Source organism: Marinobacter salinisoli (genome assembly GCF_017301335.1).
Classification (GTDB): Bacteria; Pseudomonadota; Gammaproteobacteria; order Pseudomonadales; family Oleiphilaceae; genus Marinobacter; species Marinobacter salinisoli.
The window spans coordinates 997,447-1,017,386 of the sequence record NZ_CP071247.1; the positions used below are offsets into that span (position 1 = coordinate 997,447).

The 19,940-nt window shown below is 61.9% G+C and carries 19 protein-coding genes; 14 read left to right on the forward strand and 5 right to left on the reverse strand.

What is annotated here, in order from left to right; all coding sequences use genetic code 11:
- Positions 1-103: 103 nt before the first annotated feature.
- From LPB19_RS04465 to LPB19_RS04490, 6 genes are read left to right on the forward strand one after another with little or no spacing between them, the layout of a single operon-like run.
- The gene (locus tag LPB19_RS04465) at positions 104-628 is read left to right on the forward strand and encodes a formate dehydrogenase subunit gamma (protein ID WP_206644910.1); all 525 of its coding nucleotides are present in this window, start codon (positions 104-106) and stop codon (positions 626-628) included.
- A 13-nt stretch (positions 629-641) separates the two neighbouring features.
- Positions 642-2,180, forward strand: coding sequence for a formate dehydrogenase beta subunit (locus tag LPB19_RS04470; protein WP_206644911.1), 1,539 nt, complete (start codon positions 642-644; stop codon positions 2,178-2,180).
- Positions 2,181-2,197: 17 nt separating this feature from the next.
- On the forward strand, positions 2,198-5,098 hold the full coding sequence (fdhF, locus tag LPB19_RS04475; protein ID WP_206644912.1) for a formate dehydrogenase subunit alpha: 2,901 nt from the start codon (positions 2,198-2,200) through the stop codon (positions 5,096-5,098).
- The gene (gene fdhD, locus LPB19_RS04480) at positions 5,079-5,948 is read left to right on the forward strand and encodes a formate dehydrogenase accessory sulfurtransferase FdhD (protein WP_206644913.1); all 870 of its coding nucleotides are present in this window, start codon (positions 5,079-5,081) and stop codon (positions 5,946-5,948) included. Before fdhF ends, fdhD begins: the two co-directional genes overlap by 20 nt.
- On the forward strand, positions 5,941-6,180 hold the full coding sequence (locus LPB19_RS04485; RefSeq protein ID WP_206644914.1) for a formate dehydrogenase subunit delta: 240 nt from the start codon (positions 5,941-5,943) through the stop codon (positions 6,178-6,180). The genes fdhD and LPB19_RS04485 overlap by 8 nt, the downstream gene beginning before the upstream one ends.
- Position 6,181: 1 nt before the next feature.
- Complete coding sequence (locus LPB19_RS04490; RefSeq protein WP_206644915.1) at positions 6,182-6,880, forward strand: SDR family NAD(P)-dependent oxidoreductase; 699 nt, start codon at positions 6,182-6,184, stop codon at positions 6,878-6,880.
- Between the two features lie 9 nt (positions 6,881-6,889).
- Here the strand turns inward: LPB19_RS04490 and LPB19_RS04495 are convergent, their stop codons facing one another.
- The 3 genes from LPB19_RS04495 to LPB19_RS04505 are packed head-to-tail and all read right to left on the reverse strand — an operon-like array spanning position 6,890 to position 9,077.
- Complete coding sequence (locus LPB19_RS04495; protein ID WP_206644916.1) at positions 6,890-7,636, reverse strand: amino acid ABC transporter ATP-binding protein; 747 nt, start codon at positions 7,634-7,636, stop codon at positions 6,890-6,892.
- Positions 7,633-8,307 carry an amino acid ABC transporter permease gene (locus tag LPB19_RS04500; protein ID WP_206644917.1) on the reverse strand — a complete coding sequence of 225 codons (675 nt, stop codon included), beginning with the start codon at positions 8,305-8,307 and terminating at the stop codon, positions 7,633-7,635. Before LPB19_RS04500 ends, LPB19_RS04495 begins: the two co-directional genes overlap by 4 nt.
- Before the next feature lie 17 nt (positions 8,308-8,324).
- Positions 8,325-9,077: an amino acid ABC transporter substrate-binding protein gene (locus tag LPB19_RS04505; protein WP_206644918.1), complete on the reverse strand. Its 753-nt coding sequence runs from the start codon at positions 9,075-9,077 to the stop codon at positions 8,325-8,327.
- A 244-nt stretch (positions 9,078-9,321) separates the two neighbouring features.
- Here LPB19_RS04505 and LPB19_RS04510 point away from each other — a divergent pair, with 244 nt between their 5' ends.
- The 3 genes from LPB19_RS04510 (at position 9,322) to LPB19_RS04520 (ending at position 12,062) form a co-directional block, all read left to right on the forward strand.
- Positions 9,322-10,290 carry a DUF3179 domain-containing protein gene (locus LPB19_RS04510; protein ID WP_228289209.1) on the forward strand — a complete coding sequence of 323 codons (969 nt, stop codon included), beginning with the start codon at positions 9,322-9,324 and terminating at the stop codon, positions 10,288-10,290.
- A 112-nt stretch (positions 10,291-10,402) separates the two neighbouring features.
- Positions 10,403-11,278, forward strand: coding sequence for a c-type cytochrome (locus LPB19_RS04515; protein ID WP_228289210.1), 876 nt, complete (start codon positions 10,403-10,405; stop codon positions 11,276-11,278).
- A 70-nt stretch (positions 11,279-11,348) separates the two neighbouring features.
- Entirely contained in the window at positions 11,349-12,062 is a 714-nt protein-coding gene (locus tag LPB19_RS04520) for a DUF6969 family protein (protein WP_206644919.1), read from the forward strand.
- Between the two features lie 27 nt (positions 12,063-12,089).
- On the opposite strand, the gene LPB19_RS04525 is transcribed toward LPB19_RS04520, so the two are convergent.
- A complete protein-coding gene (locus LPB19_RS04525; RefSeq protein ID WP_206644920.1) occupies positions 12,090-12,350 on the reverse strand; it encodes a zf-HC2 domain-containing protein in 261 nt (86 codons plus the stop codon).
- Complete coding sequence (locus LPB19_RS04530) at positions 12,344-12,961, reverse strand: RNA polymerase sigma factor (RefSeq protein WP_228289211.1); 618 nt, start codon at positions 12,959-12,961, stop codon at positions 12,344-12,346. The genes LPB19_RS04525 and LPB19_RS04530 overlap by 7 nt, the downstream gene beginning before the upstream one ends.
- 269 nt (positions 12,962-13,230) lie before the next feature.
- Here LPB19_RS04530 and LPB19_RS04535 point away from each other — a divergent pair, with 269 nt between their 5' ends.
- The 5 genes from LPB19_RS04535 (at position 13,231) to ectA (ending at position 19,766) form a co-directional block, all read left to right on the forward strand.
- On the forward strand, positions 13,231-15,420 hold the full coding sequence (locus tag LPB19_RS04535) for an FAD-dependent oxidoreductase (RefSeq protein ID WP_206644922.1): 2,190 nt from the start codon (positions 13,231-13,233) through the stop codon (positions 15,418-15,420).
- Entirely contained in the window at positions 15,407-16,375 is a 969-nt protein-coding gene (locus tag LPB19_RS04540; RefSeq protein ID WP_206644923.1) for a radical SAM protein, read from the forward strand. The genes LPB19_RS04535 and LPB19_RS04540 overlap by 14 nt, the downstream gene beginning before the upstream one ends.
- A 319-nt stretch (positions 16,376-16,694) precedes the next feature.
- Positions 16,695-18,098 carry a sodium:solute symporter family transporter gene (locus LPB19_RS04545; RefSeq protein ID WP_206644924.1) on the forward strand — a complete coding sequence of 468 codons (1,404 nt, stop codon included), beginning with the start codon at positions 16,695-16,697 and terminating at the stop codon, positions 18,096-18,098.
- A 24-nt stretch (positions 18,099-18,122) separates the two neighbouring features.
- Positions 18,123-19,100: a hypothetical protein gene (locus LPB19_RS04550; RefSeq protein WP_206644925.1), complete on the forward strand. Its 978-nt coding sequence runs from the start codon at positions 18,123-18,125 to the stop codon at positions 19,098-19,100.
- Positions 19,101-19,250: 150 nt separating this feature from the next.
- Positions 19,251-19,766: a diaminobutyrate acetyltransferase gene (gene ectA / locus LPB19_RS04555; protein WP_206644926.1), complete on the forward strand. Its 516-nt coding sequence runs from the start codon at positions 19,251-19,253 to the stop codon at positions 19,764-19,766.
- Positions 19,767-19,940 lie beyond the last annotated feature (174 nt).

Below are 19,940 nucleotides of genomic sequence, written 5' to 3' on the forward strand. Positions count from 1 at the left end.
GGCACAGCGCAACAATCACCACGATTGATCTTGTATCCAGCTGGAAAACTTGCTGTCCAGGGACCACGATTAAGTGAAGCGCTTAATCACGGCAGGACAGGCCATGGCTACCCCGACACAACACCCGTTACCCAGGGCGGGAGCCGAGGGCGACTGGAGCGAAGACGCCATCCGGCAGCAGGTGAATGCCTTGCGGCACAAGCCCGGTGCTCTACTGCCGATTCTGCATGCGATTCAGGACCGGGTCGGTTACATCCCGGACGGCGCGGTGGCCATCATCGCCGACGCCCTGCAGCAGTCCCGCGCCGAAATCCACGGCGTCATCAGCTTTTACCACCATTTCCGCACCCGACCAGCCGGTGCCCACGTGCTGCAAATCTGCCGGGCCGAAGCCTGCCAGTCCATGGGTTGCCGGACACTGGAAGCGCACATCCAGCAGCGCCTGGGTGTGGACTTCCACCAGACCACCCCCGATCGTGAATTCACCCTGGAGCCGGTCTATTGCCTGGGTAATTGCGCGTGCGCACCGTCGATCCGGGTCGATGACACCATCCACGGGCGGATGACGACGGAGAAATTTGACCGGCTGGCGGAACAACTCACCACCTCGACACTCGAAGTGAAATAAACAGGGGAACCACATGGCAACGCGCATCTATGTGCCCTGCGACACCACCGCACTCTCTTTGGGCGCGGACGAGGTGGCGAGGCGAATCGAGCAGGCTGCCGGCGATCGGGGGCTGAGCATCCGGCTCGTGCGCAATGGCTCCCGGGGCCTGTGCTGGCTTGAACCGCTGGTGGAGGTGGATACCGGCCGGGGCAGAATCGCCTACGGGCCGGTGGCGCCTGAGGACCTGCCCGAGCTGTTGGACGCGGGCCTGCTGGATGGCCAGCCGGGCCACAGCAAATGCCTTGGCAACATTGAAGAACATCCCTATCTGAAGCGCCAGCAGCGCCTGACCTTTGCCCGTATCGGGCTGACCGACCCACTCTCGCTTGACGATTACCGGGCGCACGGTGGCTTCGAGGGGCTGGAGCGGGCAGCCGGGATGACGCCGCAGGCCATCGTCGATCAGGTCAGGGAATCCGGGCTGCGGGGCCGGGGCGGTGCGGCCTTCCCCACCGGCATCAAGTGGCAGACGGTGCTGAACCAGCCTGGCGACCAGCAGAAATACATAGTGTGCAACGCGGATGAGGGCGATTCCGGCAGTTTTGCTGACCGGCTGGTGATGGAGTGCGACCCCTACCTGCTGATCGAGGGCATGGTGATTGCCGGGCTGGCGGTGGGTGCGGACCAGGGCTACATCTACCTGCGGGAAGAATACCCGGTGGCCCACCGTATCCTGAACCAGGCCATCGCCCGGGCAGAGGCCGAGGATTATCTGGGGGCAGACCTTCGCGGCACCGGGCAAAGCTTTCATCTTGAGGTCCGGCTGGCGGCCGGGGCCTATATCTGTGGCGAGGAAACGTCGCTGCTGGAGAGTCTCGAAGGCAAGCGCGGACTGGTGCGAGCCAAGCCGCCATTGCCGGCCATTCACGGCCTGTTTGGCCAGCCCACGGTGGTCAATAACGTGCTGTCGCTGGCGACCGTGCCGTTCATTCTGGCCCGGGGCGCATCGACGTACGCCAACGTGGGCATGGGCAAGTCCCGGGGCACCCTGCCGATCCAGCTGGCGGGCAATATCCGCCGGGGCGGCCTGATAGAACTGGGTTTTGGCATCACGCTGCGGGAAATCCTGGAGGACTTCGGCGGCGGCACATATTCCGGCCGGCCCATGAAGGCGGTGCAAGTGGGCGGCCCCCTGATGGCTTATCTGCCGGACAGCCAGTGGGATACCCCGATGGATTACGAGGCGTTCGCCCAGATCGGTGCCGGAATCGGCCACGGCGGTGTGGTGGCGTTCGATGACACCGTAGACATGGGCGAACAGGCCCGTTTTGCCATGGAGTTCTGCACGGTGGAATCCTGCGGCAAGTGTACGCCCTGCCGCATCGGTTCGGTCCGCGGCGTGGAAGTGATTGACCGCATCAGGGCCGGCGAGCACCCGGAAGCTAATCTCGCGTTACTGGAAGATCTGTGTGAAACCATGGTGGATGGCTCGCTGTGTGCCATGGGCGGGATGACGCCGTTCCCGGTACAGAGTGTCATGAAACATTTTCCGGGCGACCTCAAAGGCTGACCGGAGGGAGGCAAGGCATGCTGCAATATTACGAGCCCGATCAACGGCACCTGAATCCGGACCGGGACTACGGCACACCGCCGAGCGCATCGGAGACACTGGTCGAGCTGACCATCGACGGCACTGCGATCCGGGTGCCCGAGGGCACCTCCGTGCTGCGGGCTGCCGCGATGGCCGGCATCAACATTCCCAAATTATGTGCCTCGGATAATCTCGACGCCTTCGGTTCGTGCCGCTTGTGCGCGGTTCAGGTAGCGGGGCAGCGGGGCTACCCGGCGGCCTGCACCACACCGGTGGCCGATGGTATGGCGGTGACCACACAGAACGACCGGCTGGCCCGGTTGCGCCGCAACATCATGGAACTCTACATATCCGATCATCCGCTGGACTGCCTGACCTGTCCGGCCAATGGCAATTGCGAGCTACAGGATATGGCCGGTGTGGTTGGCCTGCGCGACGTGCGTTACGGCTTCAGCGGTGAGAACCATCTGCAGGCGGAAACCGATGCCTCGAACCCCTATTTCAGTTTTGACCCCAGCAAGTGCATTGTCTGTTCCCGCTGTGTACGGGCCTGTGAAGAAGTGCAGGGTACCTTCGCCCTGACCATCGACGGGCGAGGCTTTGACTCCAAGGTATCCGCCGGCCAGAACCAGCCGTTCATGGACTCCGAGTGCGTCTCTTGTGGCGCCTGCGTGCAGACCTGCCCGACCTCGACCTTGATGGAAAAAAGCGTGATCGAAGCCGGTCAGCCGGAGCACAGTGTGGTGACCACCTGTGCCTACTGTGGCGTAGGTTGCTCGTTCAAGGCGGAAATGCAGGGCGAGCGGGTGATCCGCATGGTGCCCTACAAGGGCGGCCATGCCAACCACGGCCACGCGTGCGTCAAAGGGCGCTTTGCCTTCGGGTACGCCACCCACCAGGACCGCATCCGGGAACCCATGATCCGGGATGCCATTAACGACCCGTGGCGCACCGTGTCCTGGGACGAGGCGATTGAATTTGCCGCCAGGCGACTGCGGGAAACCCAGGCCAGGTATGGCCGGGAAAGCATTGGTGGCATTACGTCGTCGCGCTGCACCAACGAGGAAACCTATCTGGTGCAGAAGCTGATTCGGGCGGCCTTTGGCAACAACAACACCGACACCTGCGCGCGGGTGTGCCATTCACCCACCGGGTACGGCCTGAAAACCACCATAGGCGAATCCGCCGGCACCCAGACCTTCGATTCGGTGATGAAGTCGGACGCCATCATCGTGGTGGGGGCTAACCCCACCGATGCCCACCCGGTGTTTGCCTCCCAGATGCGCCGGCGTTTGCGGCAGGGCGCCCGGCTGATCGTGATCGACCCGCGTCGCATTGACCTGCTCCATACCCCCCATGGCGGGGAGGCCATGCACCTGGCACTGCGCCCGGGCACCAACGTGGCGTTGATCAACGCGCTCAGCCATGTGGTGGTCACCGAGGGGCTGGAGGACCAGGCGTTCATCGACCAGCGCTGCGAGCCGGGAGCCTACCAGGAGTGGCGGGCATTTATCGTTGAAGCGCGCAATTCCCCGGAGGCCACGGAGGCCGTGACCGGAGTGCCGGCAACGCAGGTGCGCCAGGCCGCCCGGCTCTTCGCCGAGGCGGGCAACGGCGCCATCTACTACGGGCTCGGGGTCACCGAGCACAGCCAGGGCTCGACCATGGTCATGGGCATTGCCAATCTGGCCATGGCCACCGGCAACCTCGGTCGTGAAGGCGTGGGGGTGAACCCTCTGCGGGGCCAGAACAACGTGCAGGGGTCCTGCGACATGGGATCCTTCCCCCATGAGTTTCCCGGTTATCAGCACGTGGCGGACACCCGGGTGCACCAGAATTTCGAGGCCGAATGGGGCGTGACGCTGGATAACGAGCCGGGCCTGCGCATTCCCAACATGTTCGATGCGGCGGTCGCCGGCCACTTCAAGGGCTTGTATGTGCAGGGCGAGGATGTGGCCCAGTCGGATCCGAACATCCAGCATGTGGAGGCCGCGCTGACCGCGCTGGACTGTCTGATCGTTCAGGACATCTTCCTGAACGAAACCGCCAAGTACGCCCACGTCCTGCTGCCCGGCTCGACCTTTCTGGAGAAGAACGGCACCTTCACCAACGCCGAGCGACGCATCAACCGGGTGCGCCGGGTCATGGCGCCCATCGCCGGGCTGGAAGACTGGGAAGTCACCATGGCGCTGTCCAACGCCATGGGTTACCCCATGCACTACAGCCACCCGTCCGAAATCATGGCTGAAATCGCCCGCCTGACGCCCAGCTTTGCCGGAGTCAGCTACAACAAGCTGGACCGCCTGGGCAGCATCCAGTGGCCCTGTAACGATGCCCATCCGGAAGGCACGCCGACCATGCACGTGCACGACTTTCCCATCGGCAAGGGTCATTTCGCGGTGACCGAATACGTTGCCAGCAACGAGAAAACCACCCGCAGGTACCCGCTGGTGCTGACCACCGGCCGCATCCTGACCCAGTACAACGTAGGCGCCCAGACCCGCCGAACCAACAACAGCCAGTGGCACCCGGAGGATGTGCTGGAAATCCATCCCAGCGATGCCGAACTCCGGGGTATCCGCGCGGGCGACTGGGTGGGCATCACCAGCCGCGTCGGGCAGACCGTGGTGCGGGCCCGGATCAGCGAGCGCATGCTGCCGGGAGTGGTGTACACCACCTTCCATCACCCGGAGACCGGCGCCAATGTCATTACCACGGAGAACTCCGACTGGGCCACCAACTGTCCCGAATACAAGGTCACCGCGGTACAGGTGGAGAAAGTCACCCAGCCGTCGGCCTGGCAGCGCCACTTTGAGCAGTTCGATGAACGCCAGCACCAGTTACTGAAACCGGTCACCAGCGATTCGGAGGCAGCCAATGCGCCAGCGCTCAAGTAGTCCCGGTGGCCAGCCCCGGGCCGGGGACACGGCGCCTTTGCCGTTACCGGTCCGGGAGCTGGCGGTGGAGGTGCACGGTGGCATGGCCGGTACCCCGGGGCTGGACCGTGTGGCTGAGGAAATTCCGGTGGCGCTGGTCTACAACGGCGTCTCCTACGCTGTGATGATGGCCTCACCGACGGATCTGGAGGACTTTGCGTTGGGTTTCAGCCTGACCGAAGGCATCCTGGATCGTGCCGATCAGCTGTTCGGTCTTGACGTCATGGCCAATGAGCTCGGACTCAGTGTCGACATGCACATTGCCGGCGAGTGCCTGGCCCGGCTCAAGGCGCGGCGCCGAAACTTTGCCGGACGCACCGGCTGTGGCCTGTGCGGTGTCGAGTCGCTGGAGCAGGCAATTCCTGCCGTGGCGAGTGTGACCCCCGCCCCGGTGCCGAGGGACGGAGCGGTACAGGCGGCCTTGACCCGCCTGCGTGAGCATCAGCAGCTGCAGGAGCAGACCGGCGCCACCCACGCGGCGGCCTGGTGCGATGCCCGGGGCCATATCCTGTGTGCCAGGGAGGACGTGGGTCGCCACAATGCCCTCGACAAGCTCATCGGAGCCCGGCTCCGGGCCGGCGGCGCCTTGCAGGATGGCTTTGTCCTGGTGTCCAGTCGCGCCAGTTACGAGATGGTGCAGAAGTGCGCCAGTGTCGGGATCAGTTGTCTGGTCGCGCTGTCAGCCCCCACGGCGCTGGCGATCCGGCTGGCCCGGCAGGCCGGCATGACCCTGATCGCGTTCGCCCGGCCCGGGCGTCACGTGCTTTACCACCGCAGTGAACCCCAGACCGCAGAGGTAAGTCATGACTGACCAGGAACTCGCTCACCTGATCCAGATGCTCAACCAGATCAGTGCCAACAACATTTATCACGGGGACGAGGCCCGCGCCGCCGACACCGTCGCCACCCACCTGCGCAAGTTCTGGGCCCGCAGTATGCGGCAGAAAATCATCGCGTATGCCGGTGTTGATGGCACTGAGCTGTCCAATGTCTCCAGGCTGGCGGTTGCCCGCCTGAACGCGGACACCCGAACGGAGGTGTGACATGAGCAACGTTTGTGTGGTGATTGGCGTTGGACCGGACAACGGCGAGGCCCTGGTGCGCCGGTTCTGCGATGAAGGCTATCAGGTCGCAATGCTCGCCCGGAGCGAGGATTACCTGGCTCGGCTTGCGGATGAGCTGCCAAACGCCAATGCTTTCGTCTGCGATGTCACCGACCTGGATTCGGTGCCGTCGGTGTTTGCCGACATTGAGCAGGAACTGGGCGCGGCTTCGGTGCTGCTTTACAACGCCGGTGGCGGCGTGTTCAAGAACGCCGAGGCGGCGAGTCTGGCAGACTTCGAGGCAAACTGGCGGATTAATGTGGCGGCCCTGGTGGCGGCTACGCAGGCGGTGTTGCCGCAACTGCGTCAGCATGACCGGGCGAGTATTGTGATTACGAGTGCCTCCGCTGCACTGCGTGGTCGGGCCAATACCGCCCCCTTTGCCTCGGCCAAGGCGGCGCAGCGCAGTCTGGCGCAGTCGTTGGCCCGGCAACTGGGGCCCGAGCGGATCCACGTGGCGAACGTGATTCTCGATGGTGTGGTGGATCTGCCACGCACCCGTGAGGCAATGCCGGATCAACCCGATGACTTTTTTATTCAGCCGGCGGCGGTTGCCGAGGCAGTGTGGATGCTGACTCAGCAAGCGCCTTCAGCGTGGACCTTCGAGCTGGACCTGAGGCCATTTGGGGAAACCTGGTAAAGAGCAGGCTCAGACCTGGTGGGTGGCCAGTATTTTCTGTAGGAAATCCCGGGTGCGCGGGTCCTGGGGGTGGTAGAATATTTCGCTCGGTGGCCCCTGTTCCACAATGCGGCCGCCTTCGATGAACACCACCCGATCCGCCACGTCGCGGGCGAAGGCCATTTCGTGAGTGACCAGAATCATGGTCTGGTGTTCGGCGGCCAGCTGTTTCATCAGCGCCAGCACTTCGTCCACCCATTCCGGATCCAGTGACGAGGTGGGTTCGTCAAACAGAATCACCTCCGCGCCGGTGGCCATGGCCCGGCCAATACCCACACGTTGTTGCTGACCGCCGGACAGGGATGCCGGGTAAGAATCGGCCTTGTCGGCCAGGCCAATGCGTTCGAGGATTTCCCGGGCCCGCTCGTGGGCTTTCGCCTTGGACCAGCGGTCGACCACGATCAGCCGTTCGGCGATGTTTTCCAGCGCCGTCTTGTTGGCGAACAGCGCGTAGTTCTGGAATACAAAGGCGGTGTGGCGGCGCAGTTGCAGGATATCCTGCTTGCTGGCCTTTTCCAGGTTCACCGTCAAGTCGCCCACCGTCAGCTCGCCGGAGGTGGGTTGTTCCAGGAAGTTCACACACCGCAGCAGGGTGGATTTACCGGTTCCCGAGGGGCCGATAATGACCACGATTTCGCCCTTCGCCACGGTCAGATCGATACCGTCGAGCACAACAGCATCGCCGAATTGCTTGCGCAGACCAGTCAGTTTGATCATCGGCTATAGGCCTTGTTCAGGCGGGTTTCGAGATTGCCCTGCAGCCACGACAATAGCTCCACCACGATCCAGTACATGATGGCCGCCACTATGAAGGCCTCGAAGTACAGGAAGCTGCCGGAGGCTTCTTTCTGGGTCGCGCCCATCAGTTCCGTGACGCCCAGGGTGAACGCCAGCGAGGTGGCTTTGATCATGTCGATGAAGTAGTTCATCAACGTCGGCAATGCCACGCGCGTGGCCTGGGGCAGGATAATGCGGCGCATCAGCTGGCCGTTGGTCATGCCAATGGACAGCGCTGCTTCGGTCTGGCTGCGGTCAACGCCGACAATGGCGGCCCGGATGGACTCGGCCATGTAGGCAGCGAAGTGCATGGTCAGGCCCATGATGGTGGCGGTGATGCCATCGATCACGGTCAGCGAGCTGAACAGCTGGGGCAGTCCGTAGTAGAACAGAAACAGCTGAACCAGTAGCGGCGTGCCGCGGAAGAACGAGATGAAGACGATGGTGAACTGATTCAGCACCGGAATCTTCAACACCCGCACCACCGCAAACAGGCACGCCAGGATCAGCGCCAGGAGCATACCGATCGACGCCAGCTGCAAGGTCAGGGGCAGGTATCCGAGCAGGACCGGAACCAGCCCTATCATGTAGTCGACGTCGAGGGTACTCATGGTTCTGTCGCCTGTCCTCAGGGAGTGGTGATGTCAGTACCGAACCACTTCTCGGAAATCGCCTTCAGCGTGCCGTTGTCCCGCAGGGTGCTCAGGGCAGCGTTTACTTCATCACGCAGGGCACGGCCTTCTTCGGTATCCGGGAACGGATAGGCGTTGGTGATCTGGGAGAAGGTCGGACCGGCCAGTTGCAGGGGCAGGGGCTTTTCCTTGATGATCTGGCTGGCGCTGACGCGGTCCATCACGAAGGCATCGACGCGGCCCAGGGCGGTGTCACGCTCGATGTTGCTGTCGTAGGTCTTGATGGTGATCTCGTCGGCGTAGGGCAGATCCCGCAGCAGGGCTTCGAAGTTGGAGCCCAGGTTGACCGCGACGGTCTTGCCTTTGAGGTCTTCCACGCTATTGACGGCGTCATTGCCCTTCTTGGTGACCACCTGGGCGCCGTCGTACACGTACGGCTCGCTGAACAGGTAGGCTTTCTGACGCTCTTCGGTGATGGTGATCTGGTTGGCGACGGTGTCAATGCGGCCAGAACCGAGCATGCCGAACAAGCCGGAAAATGCGGCGGTGTGGTACTCCACCTCGCGGCCCATTTCTTCGGCAATGGCGTCCATCACGTCCACTTCAAAGCCCTTCAGGGTGTCTTGCTCAACAAACGTAAACGGAAAGTACTGGCCAGACATGCCAACACGGAGTTTGTTTTCCTCGGCATGCAGCGGTGCAGAGGCCAGGGACAGTACAACAAGAACAGTCGCTAGCAGGGTTCTCATGGTCGTTTCCTTTCTGAAGTTCCTGAGTGGGTGCCGCATCTGCGGCGTACGACGTTGAATAATAGAGCCAAAAGGGCTCAATAGCCTAACATGCAGAGGCGATGCCTCGATACGTGCTTTCCTTGAGATTGGTTTGCTGGCCCCCGGGTCGGCGGTCTGCATGAGCTGACGTAACAAATAATCGTTGGCCGTGTCCCTGATGGGATGGGCGCTTTTCCGCGGGCGTCCGGCTTGAGGGGGACGCATGATGTTGATCAAGAAGACGGTACGGCAAAGGGTGTCTGGGCCCGGGCTGGTGTGCTTGCTTGGCCTTGTTCTGCTGCTGCCGGTGCCGGCGGTGGCGCAGCAGAAAAACGGTTTTGATCTGGGGGCGGCGCTGATCCCTCCCGAACAGATTCTCCGGGGCGGGCCGCCCCGGGATGGCATCCCGGCATTGCTGAACCCGCGCTTTGAGAAACCGGCCGAGAGCCAGCCTTGGGCGGCTGGCGACCTGATGCTTACGTACGACGATCAACGCCAAAGCCTGGCTTTTCCGGTGGGCATTCTGAACTGGCACGAGATCGTCCAGACGGAGCTGAATGGCCAGCCCCTGCTGATTACCTTCTGCCCCCTGTGCGGCACCGGCATTGGCTTCAGCCCGGTGGTTGATGGCCGGGAACTATCTTTCGGTGTGTCCGGCCTGCTCTACAACAGCGACCTGCTGATGTACGACCACCAGACCGAGTCCTTATGGTCGCAAATCGAAGGCCGGGCGGTTTCCGGGCCGCTGGCCGGGAAGAAACTTGAACGTGTGCCGGTCCGGCATGAACGCTGGCAGGGCTGGCGCGAACGCGCCGGGCCGGCAGGCCGGGTGTTGTCCACCGACACCGGTTACCGCCGAGATTATCTGAAGTCCCCTTACGGCAATTACAGTCAGTCCGAGCGTCTCTACTTTCCGGTCAGCCAGACCAGCCGGAAATACCACCCGAAAACCTGGGTGCTGGGCTGGGTTCACAACGGGGAGGCCAAGGCCTGGCCGTTTCCCGAACTGGCGAAACACGGCGGTCTGCTGCAGGACGACATCGGCGGCAAGGCGGTCACGGTTGTCTATGACCCGGACGTTCCGGCGGCCGAGCTGAGGGATGAAAACGGGACACTGTTGCCGGCCACCCGGGCGTTCTGGTTTGCCTGGTACACCTTCCACCCGGACACTGGAATCTTCGAGCATCAATAATTCGGTGTCCGGGTGTAATAGTTGCAGAATTCATGTGTCTCCCTGTTAACCGCCCTGCGCGGTACAACGGTCCGAAACGGGCCACCGACGATGAAACGAGGGAGAGAACACCATGAACAACAATCTCCACCCACTTCGACAGGCTATCCGGGCGTCGGGTGAACACCGGCGCACCACCTGGTGGTCAGCCATGCTGATGACCGCCTTGCTGGCGGGGCCCGCAGCGGTATCCGCTGCCTGTAATCCCTGTTCGCCGTGCAAGGGCCAATGCAAGGCCGGCCAGCAGTGCAAGGCCGGATGCAATCCCTGCGCGGGCAAGAACCCTTGCGCCGCCAAGAACCCCTGTGCGGGCAAGAATCCTTGTGCCGTGAAAGGCTGTAACCCGTGTGCCACCGAGGGCTGCAACCCGTGCGCAGTCAAAGGCTGCAATCCCTGCGCGGCCGGCGGCAAATGCGCGGCCAAACCCAACCCCTGTGCCGCCAAGCGGGTAACCCGGCCCGACGGCTATCAGCCGTACGAGGGCAATCCCTGTGCCCTGTTGGCGCTGGGCAAAACGCTGTTCAATGACACGTCCCTGAGCACCAACGGCCTGTCGTGTGCAAGCTGTCACAGTGATGGTGCCGGCTTCAAAGCGACGTTTGCCAACGCTTACCCGCACTCGGTGGCCATGGCCCGGGACATATTCGGTATGGCGAGCGTGCATCTGGATGAAATGGTGCAGATCTGCATGGTGCAGCCGATGGCAGCCGAGCCCTTGCCCTGGGACAGCGAAGAGCTGGCGGCGTTGACGGCCTACACCGAAAAAGTCCGGGTTGAGCTGGCGGCCAATCCCTGTGCCCTGAAGAGCGGCAAGTGTGGTGCCTGTAACCCCTGCGCGGGCAAGAACCCTTGCGCCACGAAAAACCCCTGCGCTACCAAGAATCCGTGCGCCGGCAAGAATCCCTGTGCATCGACACGGGTGAAGGCAGGTAAACCGGAAGCCGCTTAGAACCGGGATCTGGCACACAGTCGGCAGGGCGGCCCGGCAGAGACCGGCCGCCGCCGGCAAGGAGAACGCAATGACACAGCTTCACATACCGGCGTTGTCGACACTGACGGACCGGCAGATCCGCGCCAGCCTGGCAGCCGTGGATGACATCCGGGAGTGCTACCGGGTACTGGAGAAGGCCGGCTTGAACATCGTTGGCGAGGTACTCAAGGGGCAAGGTCCGTTTTACGAGCTGGATCATTACCCGCAAGGGGATGTCTTCGATTCGGCGACCGCCTCACAGTATTACTATCATGCCCACCGCACCGATCATGGCGAGCATGGGCATTTTCACCTGTTTCTCCGTGATGGCGCCATTCCGATGGGCGAGGCTCCGGTGCTTGGTCCGGTGGGGAAAGACCAGGTGGTGCATCTGGTGGCCATTTCCATGGACGCCTGGGGTTACCCGACCGACCTGTTTGCGGTGAACCGGTGGGTGACCGATGAAAGCTGGTTGCCGGCCAGCCGGATCGTTCCGGCCCTGGGTCGGTTCGAGATGGACCATGCCTATCCGAGCTGGCCGGTGAATCAATGGCTGACGGCCATGGTGCGGTGTTTCCGGCCCCAGATCGAGGCGCTGCTGAAGCACCGGGATCAGAGGGTGGCGGCGCACCCGGGTGCGTTGCAGGAAACGCTGGAAGATCGCGCGCTGGAGATCACCGGCAGCCTGCCGATCGATGTGGAGCTGTGGGCCGCCGCGCTGGCGGATGAGCAGCACCGGCGGGTGGCGACGCGCAGGGCCTGAGTCAGCCTCGGGGGCAAGATCCAGTGCTCACTGGCCGGGACCGGAAGGCGGCTGACGTTCCTGCAGGGCCGAACTGACCCGCTGCCGGATGCGGTCGATCACCTCGTCATCCGCCTGGGCCGAGGAATGCCCCTGCATCAGCCGGGTACTCATGCGCAGATTGCCGATGAACGAGCGGCAGTCCTTGCACATCATCAGATGCATTTTCACGGACACGGATTGGCCGAAGCTCAGTTCGCCGTCGATGTAGTCGCTGGCGATACCTGCCAGGTCACGACACATTAGCATTCGCCTGTCTCCTGGAACGTTTCCACCATCAAGAATATTTTCTGCCGTGCCCGGTGCAACAGCACCCGCAAATTGGAGGCACTGACATCCAGAATGTTACAGACATCCTCGGATTTGTGTTGATGCGCCTCGTACAGAATCAGCGCCGAGCGCTGGGTTTCGGGCAGTGCGCCCAGGTGCTTGTCCAGGCAATCGCTGAGGGCGCCGTTTTCCATCAACGCATCGGCGGTTTCCTCGAAACGCAGTTTTGGCGGCGTGGACCAGCGGCCGGAGGGCTTGAATCGGCTGTCCAGTTCCGGTTCCAGGACTTCTCCGAAATCCGTGGTGATTTCCCGGTTGCTGGTTCGCAGACGGTTCTTGCAGCGATTGGCGACAATCCGATGGAGCCAGGTTTTCAGGCTGGAGCGACTTTCAAAACGCTGGATTGCGTCAATGACGGTGACCCAGCAATCCTGCACAATTTCCTCAGCGGTCGACGGATCCACGTAAAACCGTGCCACCGACAGCATGCCAGCGGTATGTTCCGATACGGCCTGCTCGTAGGCGGACTGATCGCCCCGTTTCAAGCCGTCGACCAGACTCTGTTCGTCAAGCGCGGTGGGGGTGCGCACGTGTCTGCTCCCTGTTTTCCGTTCCTGGTTTGTCCATGAATCGTCCCGAAGGTTTCCGCCAACCGGCCGGAAAACCATTGCTCTTTCTCAGCTTATAACAGTTTGGGCGGGTGTGCGGGCTTCGTGGCGGTGCGGTGAAACTTTTGTGAAGTTTCTAGCGTAGTCTCTGCCTCGAAGCGCGACTTTTGAAGAAATTATTCAAGACAACTGTAACAATGTCGGGGACTTGGCATCAGTGCAGTATCAAATCAACAACACGGGATGATGTGATGAACCGGAAAAAGTGGCTGATGATACTGGCGATCGTCGCCGTGGTGGTGACCTTCTGGGCCAGTGGCGCCCAGGAAGTGCTGACCCTGGATTACCTGAAAACCCATCAACAAAGCCTGCAGGCATGGATCGCCGACAACACCGGCTTGGCGATTGGCGGATACACGCTGATCTACATTCTGGTCACCGCCTTGTCCCTGCCGGGCGCCGCCATCATGACGCTGGCCGGCGGTGCCTTTTTCGGCAACCTCTATGGCCTGGCGGCCGTGTCTGTCGCGTCCACCATCGGTGCGTCCATTGCGTTTCTGGTCGCCCGTTTCCTTGCCCGCGATACCCTGCGGGAAAAATACGCGGCCACCGTGGCGCGCATGGATCGGGGCATTGAAAAGGACGGTGCCTTCTACCTGGCCACCCTGCGTCTGGTGCCCGTGTTCCCGTTCTTCCTGATCAACATCGCCATGGGGCTGACGGGCATGAAGCTGAGCACTTATGCGCTGGTCAGCTGGCTGGCGATGTTGCCGGGCACCTTTGTGTATGTGAATGCCGGCACTCAGCTGGCGCAGATACAGTCCACCTCCGACATTGTCTCAGCGGATTTGCTGCTGTCCTTTGCCTTGCTGGGGCTGTTCCCGCTGATTGCCAAGTTTGTTGTCGGCTTCATCCGCCGCCGCCGGGTCTATGCCGGCTGGCAGAAGCCGGAAAGCTTCGATTACAACCTGCTGGTGATCGGCGGTGGGTCAGCCGGCCTGGTGTCGGCCTACATTGCCGCGGCGGTAAAAGCCAAGGTGGCGTTGATCGAGCAGAACAAGATGGGCGGCGACTGCCTGAATACCGGGTGCGTGCCGTCCAAGGCGCTGATCCGCACGGCCCGGGCCGCGGATACCCTGCGCCATGCCAACCGCTATGGCCTGGAGTCTGTGCCGGTCAAAGGGTCGTTCAAGAACATCATGGAACGGGTGCACCGGATCATTGCCACCGTGGAGCCTCACGATTCACCCGAGCGCTATCGCAAGCTGGGTGTCGACTGCATTGCCGGCAAGGCCAGCTTTATCTCGCCCTGGGAGCTGGAGGTGACCTATCCCGACGGCCGTCAGGAAAGGCTGACTGCCCGCAGCATCGTCATCGCCACCGGTGGCAAGCCGGCCCTGCCGCCGATTCCGGGGCTGGCGGATATGAATCCGCTGCATTCCGACAATCTCTGGTCGATTGAAGAACAGCCACAACGGCTGCTGGTTCTTGGTGGCGGTCCGATTGGTTCGGAGCTGGCCCATGCTTTTGCCCGCCTCGGTTCCCAGGTGGTGCAGGTGCAGCGCGGGGAGCAGATTCTGGCCAAAGAAGATCCGGATGTTGCCGAGGCGGTGCAGACGCAGTTCGAGGCCGACGGCATAGATGTCCGGCTGAACCACAGTGCCCGCGAATTCCGCATCGAGGACGGGGAAAAAGTCCTGATCTGCGACCACCACGGCGAGCAGGTTCGCATTCCCTTCGATCAGGTGCTGGTGGCGGTGGGCCGGAGCGCGAACACCGACGGGCTAGGCCTGGAGCGCATCGGCATCGAGCCACTGCCGAACGGGGCGGTGCCGGTAGAGGACGACATGAGTGTCCGCTACCCGAACGTGTTTGCCTGCGGCGACGTCGCTGGGCCCTATCAGTTTACCCACGCGGCGGCGCACCAGGCCTGGTATGCCGCGGTGAATGGTCTGTTTGGACAGTTCAAGCGATTCAAGGTGGATTACCGGGTGATGCCCTGGGTGACCTTTACCTCACCGGAGGTGGCACGGGTCGGCCTGAGCGAGGCCGAGGCGCGGGAAAAAGGCATCGCCGTCGAGGTCACCCGTTACGGACTGGACGATCTGGACAGGGCCATTGCCGAAAGCGAAGCGTATGGATTTATCAAGGTACTGACGCCGCCGGGTAAGGACAAAATCCTGGGGGCCGTGGTGGTGGGCGCCCATGCCGGGGAAATCCTGGCGGAATTCACTCTGGCCATGAAGCATAACCTGGGCCTGAACAAGATTCTGGGCACCATTCACCCCTACCCGACCTGGAACGAATCGGCCAAATACGCCGCCGGCGAGTGGAAACGCGCCAACGCGCCGGAGCGCGTACTGAAACTTCTGGAAAAACTCCACGGCTGGCGCCGCGGTAAAGATACGAAAGACCCAAGGAGCCTTTATGCCCCTGATTGAGACACGCGAGGCCCGCAAGCGGATTCCGGCAGTGGAAATCCTTGAAGCGCGGGCGTTCGACAGCTGGACCCACACCCGGAAGGGGGACCCCAGAGGCTATATCGAAGCGGACCGGCTCAAAGAGTTATGGATCCACACCGGCACCGCCTGCAATCTGGCCTGCCCGTTCTGCCTGGAAGGGTCGCATCCGGGTGATGGCCGGATACCGGGGATGAAGCTCAGTGATGTGAAGCCTTTTATCCACGAAGCGCTGGATATGGGCGTCGAGCAGTTTTCCTTTACCGGCGGCGAGCCGTTTGTGATCCGGGATTTCGTCAACATTCTCGATTACGCCAGCCAGCACCGGCCCTGTTTCGTGCTCACCAATGCTACCGAGCCGTTGCACAAGCGCGTTCATCAGGTGGAACCGCTGATCAACAACCCGTACCCGATTCATTTCCGGGTCAGTCTGGATTTCCCGGATCGGGACCGGCACGACAAGGACCGCGGTGAAGGCAGTTTTGACGGCGCACTGGACGGCATCCGCTGGCTGGTGGACAAGGGTTTCAAGGTATCGATTGCCCGTCAGACCGATACCGGTGAGAACCCCGCCGAGGTGGAAGCCGCCTTCCGGGCCATTTTCCGCGAGTCGGGTATTCCCGAGGATCTGGCGTTCACCGCCTTCCCGGATCTGGGCACGCCGGGGTCGGATGACGGCAGTCCGGAAATCACCGAAGGCTGTATGGAGAAGTACCCGACCAAGGAGAGCCGGGCGCACTTCATGTGCACCTACACCCGGATGCTGGTCAAGAAGGGCGACCAGGTGCGGGTTTATGCCTGCACGCTGGTGGACGACGATCCTCAATACGACCTTGGCCGGACGCTGGCGGAGAGCATGGATGAGCGCATCATGTTGCGCCATCACCGCTGTTTTTCCTGCTACCGGTTCGGTGCCAGCTGTTCAGCGCCAGCCTGATCAACGCGCCACACCCAACTAACTAAGTGCGGGCGCTGTGCTTTCCGCCTGGGGTCAGGTGCGGGGGGAGATGACTTTCTGCCGGGAAAGGTGTCTGAGCGAAGCGAGTTCTTTTCCTAAAGAAAGGCATATCGCCCCGCTGCCCCGGACTCCGGTCAAACTGGTGCTGAATTCCGAGAGCGTTAAGGGCCGGGCATTCATTTGAACTGGGAAACGAACTCGCTGCGCTCAGGCATGTTTCCCAGTTCAAATGCACACCCGACCCACCTGTTACTTTCGGTGGTTTGCCGCCGGTGATTTATTTGCTTGGACGTAAAACATGACGACATTTGAAGGTGCCCTGTTCTGGGGATTTTTGTTGGTCTATGGGGTGGTGATGTATGTGCTGTCCCCCAAGAGCAAAACTGCCGACTCGTTCTACAAAGGCGCGGACGATCAGGGCAACCCGGTGGGTCAGTGGTCACTGACCGCCAGTATCTTTATCAGCTGGATATTTGCCAAATCCGTCACCAACGCCGCCAACCTGGGCGCCGCCTATGGCGTGACCGGTGGCCTGGCCTACGCCAGTTACTGGCTGTCGATCCCGGTGGCCGGTTACATCATTTACCTGATTCGTACCCAGACCGGCGCCCGCAGCCTGCAGGACTTCCTCACCTCGCGCTTTGGCCGACTGGCTGCACTGGCGTTTGCTGCCGCGATCCTGATCCGGTTGTACAACGAGGTGTGGAGCAACACCGCCGTGGTCGGTGGTTACTTCGGCCTGCCGGGGGACTGGGAATACTACGCGGCGGCCATGCTGTTCACCCTCTTCACCCTGGCCTACAGCCTGAAAGGCGGGCTCCGGTCGTCAATCTTTACCGATGTCATTCAGGCCGTGGTGTTTGTGTTCTTCGTGGGCGCGGTGCTGTTCCTGATTGTTCCGGCCAACGACACCAGCGCGCTGTTGAGCAATGGCGAGTTCCGGCTCGATGCGGGCTTCGACCTGTTGCTGGTGGCCCTGCTGCAGATGTTCAGCTACCCGTTCCATGATCCCGTGCTGACCGACCGGGGCTTCGTGAACAAGGAAAAGACCATGCTCAAGAGCTTCGTGGTGGCCGGTCTGCTGGGCTTTGTGGCGGTGTTTATCTTCAGCCTGGTGGGTGTCCACGCCCGGCTGAACGGCATTGAGGTTATGGGTAATGCGCCTGCGGCGGTGGGGCAGTCGCTGGGGCTCGCTGCGTTGTTCTTTATGAGCGTGGTGATGATGACGTCCGCCGGCTCGACGCTGGATTCCACCTTTACGTCGTTGGCCAAGTCGCTGGCCGTGGACCTGCCCCGGCTGGCCCAGAGGGCGAGTGAGCGCCTGCCCAGCATCCGTGTGGGTGCGGTCGTGATGGTGATCTTTGCCTTCGCGGGTAACCTGCCGATGTTCGCCGGCACCGACATTCTCAAGGCCACCACCATCTCCGGCACCATGGTGATGGGGCTGGCGCCGGTGTTTCTGTTCTACGGCCTTACCCGCTGGTCGCCGTGGAGTTTTCATCTGAGCTTCTGGACCGGTCTGGGCCTTGGCGTGTTGCTGGCGGTCGGGCTGATTCCCGCGAGCTGGGCCATTGGTGAGGGCAAGTATGCCCTGCTGCTGGGCGTGAACGCTTATGGCTTCCTGCTCTGTTCCGCCGGATTCCTTCTGCCGCTGGTGTTACGCCGGCTGGCGGGGCGTTCGCTGGCGGCGGGCGAGGCGTGAGCAACGATCAAGGAGGATAGTGCGATGACCGAAGGACGAAGTTGCCCGCTGGCGTACCGGTATCGACCGGAGGACCTCTGTAACGACCCGCAACCTGCCGATGCAGATGTGCTCTACATCATCGGCGGCCTCTACGGTAACGCTCTGGCATTGGACGAAATCGAGCGCCTGGCGCGGTTGGAAGAGCAACAGGGGCGTCGGGTCCGGCTCGTTTTCAATGGCGACTTCAACTGGTTCAACGCGGACGATGCCTTGTTCCGGGAGATTAACACCCGGGTTCTGGGCCATACCGTGAGCCTCGGCAATGTCGAATACGAACTGGCCAATCCCAGTGACGGTGCCGGATGTGGCTGTGCTTACCCGGAGTTTGTCGATCAGGGCGTGGTGGATCGTTCCAATCGCATCATGGAACGACTGCAAACGGTGGCGAATCGACACCCGGATCTGCAACAACAACTGTCGGATCTGCCGCGGTATCGCTGCCTGATCTTTGGAGGCCTAAAGGTTCTGATCCTGCACGGGGATCCTAAGTCTCTGGCCGGGTGGGGGTTGGCCCATGAGTCGTTTAGTGCTGCAAAGAATTCCCCGGGTTCTTCGGAGGCTCAAGGCGTGGCCCGGGTTGAGCAGTGGCTGGCGCTTACCGGTGCCGATCTGATCGCCTGCACCCATACCTGCCTGCCGGTGTTGTGGCAGGGCAGTGTCGGCCAGCGGCGGCGGGTTGTCGTCAACAATGGCTCGGCCGGGATGGGCAATCTGCAGGGCGACGCGCGTGGGCTGATTACCCGGATTGGGCTGTCCGCCCCCGAGCAGTCGGTGATCGATGCGGCTCTTGGCGCGGTTTCGGTGTCTCTGCAGCCGGTCGCCTTTGATCCCGGCGCCTGGCTTGAACGTTTCGACCGTATCTGGCCGGCCGGATCAGATGCCGCCCTGTCCTACCGCCAGCGCCTCGCCGATGGCACGTCATTGCGGCCGGAGCAGGCGTCTTTCATGTCGATTTCGTAACGGACTTTTCACTGGCGGTCAGCGTCAGCCGGTCTACGCTTGACATGGCGGGCTGGCCAGCGCGCGTCGGTGCGGCAAAGCCCGGCTTGAAAAATATTTTGTGGTCTATATAATTCACCACTAACTTTTTGAGATGAACTGAATCACGCTATGACATCTGAAGGTTCAAATACCACCGCCATCACGTTTCGCACACCGACGAAGGCTGATGGCTTTCGACTTCACCAGCTGGTTGACGAGTGTCCTCCGCTGGACCCCAATTCCATCTACTGCAACCTGTTGCAGTGCAGCCACTTTGCCGAAACTGGCGTGGCCGCGGAGATCGACGGCGACCTGGTCGGCTTCATCTCCGGATACATTCTTCCCCAGAAGCCCGAGACGCTGTTTGTCTGGCAGGTGGCCGTGCACGAGAAAGGTCGTGGACAGGGCCTGGCCAAGCGCATGCTGAAAGAGATCGTCGGCCGCGATGCGTGCAAGAACGTGACGCATCTGGAGACCACGATCACGCCCGACAATGAAGCGTCCTGGGCCCTGTTCCGCTCTTTCGCCCGAGACATGGGTGCGGAACTGACTCACCACGAGCACTTCGAGAAAGACGCCCACTTTGGCGGCGTGCACGATTCGGAGCACTTGCTGCGCATCGGGCCTTTCACGAAGTCGCCCTGAGCGGCCTTCCGAAACGGCGCTCCCCGACTGCGAACAACCGTGAGCAATTGAATTGACGAGCCGGCAGGCCGCTGAGGTAGGCCTGCCATTCGGCTCCAATCAACGCCCGGTGAGTTTGTTGCGACCGACTGTGCACCACCGACAAACTCCCGCGCATTCACCTCGAACCTGACA

Coding starts and splice junctions, on each gene's coding strand:
- LPB19_RS04465 (WP_206644910.1), top strand. CDS start 104: ATGGCTACCCCGACACAACACCCGTTACCCAGGGCGGGAGCCGAGGGC.
- LPB19_RS04470 (WP_206644911.1), top strand. CDS start 642: ATGGCAACGCGCATCTATGTGCCCTGCGACACCACCGCACTCTCTTTG.
- fdhF (WP_206644912.1), top strand. CDS start 2,198: ATGCTGCAATATTACGAGCCCGATCAACGGCACCTGAATCCGGACCGG.
- fdhD (WP_206644913.1), top strand. CDS start 5,079: ATGCGCCAGCGCTCAAGTAGTCCCGGTGGCCAGCCCCGGGCCGGGGAC.
- LPB19_RS04485 (WP_206644914.1), top strand. CDS start 5,941: ATGACTGACCAGGAACTCGCTCACCTGATCCAGATGCTCAACCAGATC.
- LPB19_RS04490 (WP_206644915.1), top strand. CDS start 6,182: ATGAGCAACGTTTGTGTGGTGATTGGCGTTGGACCGGACAACGGCGAG.
- LPB19_RS04495 (WP_206644916.1), bottom strand. CDS start 7,636: ATGATCAAACTGACTGGTCTGCGCAAGCAATTCGGCGATGCTGTTGTG.
- LPB19_RS04500 (WP_206644917.1), bottom strand. CDS start 8,307: ATGAGTACCCTCGACGTCGACTACATGATAGGGCTGGTTCCGGTCCTG.
- LPB19_RS04505 (WP_206644918.1), bottom strand. CDS start 9,077: ATGAGAACCCTGCTAGCGACTGTTCTTGTTGTACTGTCCCTGGCCTCT.
- LPB19_RS04510 (WP_228289209.1), top strand. CDS start 9,322: ATGATGTTGATCAAGAAGACGGTACGGCAAAGGGTGTCTGGGCCCGGG.
- LPB19_RS04515 (WP_228289210.1), top strand. CDS start 10,403: ATGAACAACAATCTCCACCCACTTCGACAGGCTATCCGGGCGTCGGGT.
- LPB19_RS04520 (WP_206644919.1), top strand. CDS start 11,349: ATGACACAGCTTCACATACCGGCGTTGTCGACACTGACGGACCGGCAG.
- LPB19_RS04525 (WP_206644920.1), bottom strand. CDS start 12,350: ATGCTAATGTGTCGTGACCTGGCAGGTATCGCCAGCGACTACATCGAC.
- LPB19_RS04535 (WP_206644922.1), top strand. CDS start 13,231: ATGAACCGGAAAAAGTGGCTGATGATACTGGCGATCGTCGCCGTGGTG.
- LPB19_RS04540 (WP_206644923.1), top strand. CDS start 15,407: ATGCCCCTGATTGAGACACGCGAGGCCCGCAAGCGGATTCCGGCAGTG.
- LPB19_RS04545 (WP_206644924.1), top strand. CDS start 16,695: ATGACGACATTTGAAGGTGCCCTGTTCTGGGGATTTTTGTTGGTCTAT.
- LPB19_RS04550 (WP_206644925.1), top strand. CDS start 18,123: ATGACCGAAGGACGAAGTTGCCCGCTGGCGTACCGGTATCGACCGGAG.
- ectA (WP_206644926.1), top strand. CDS start 19,251: ATGACATCTGAAGGTTCAAATACCACCGCCATCACGTTTCGCACACCG.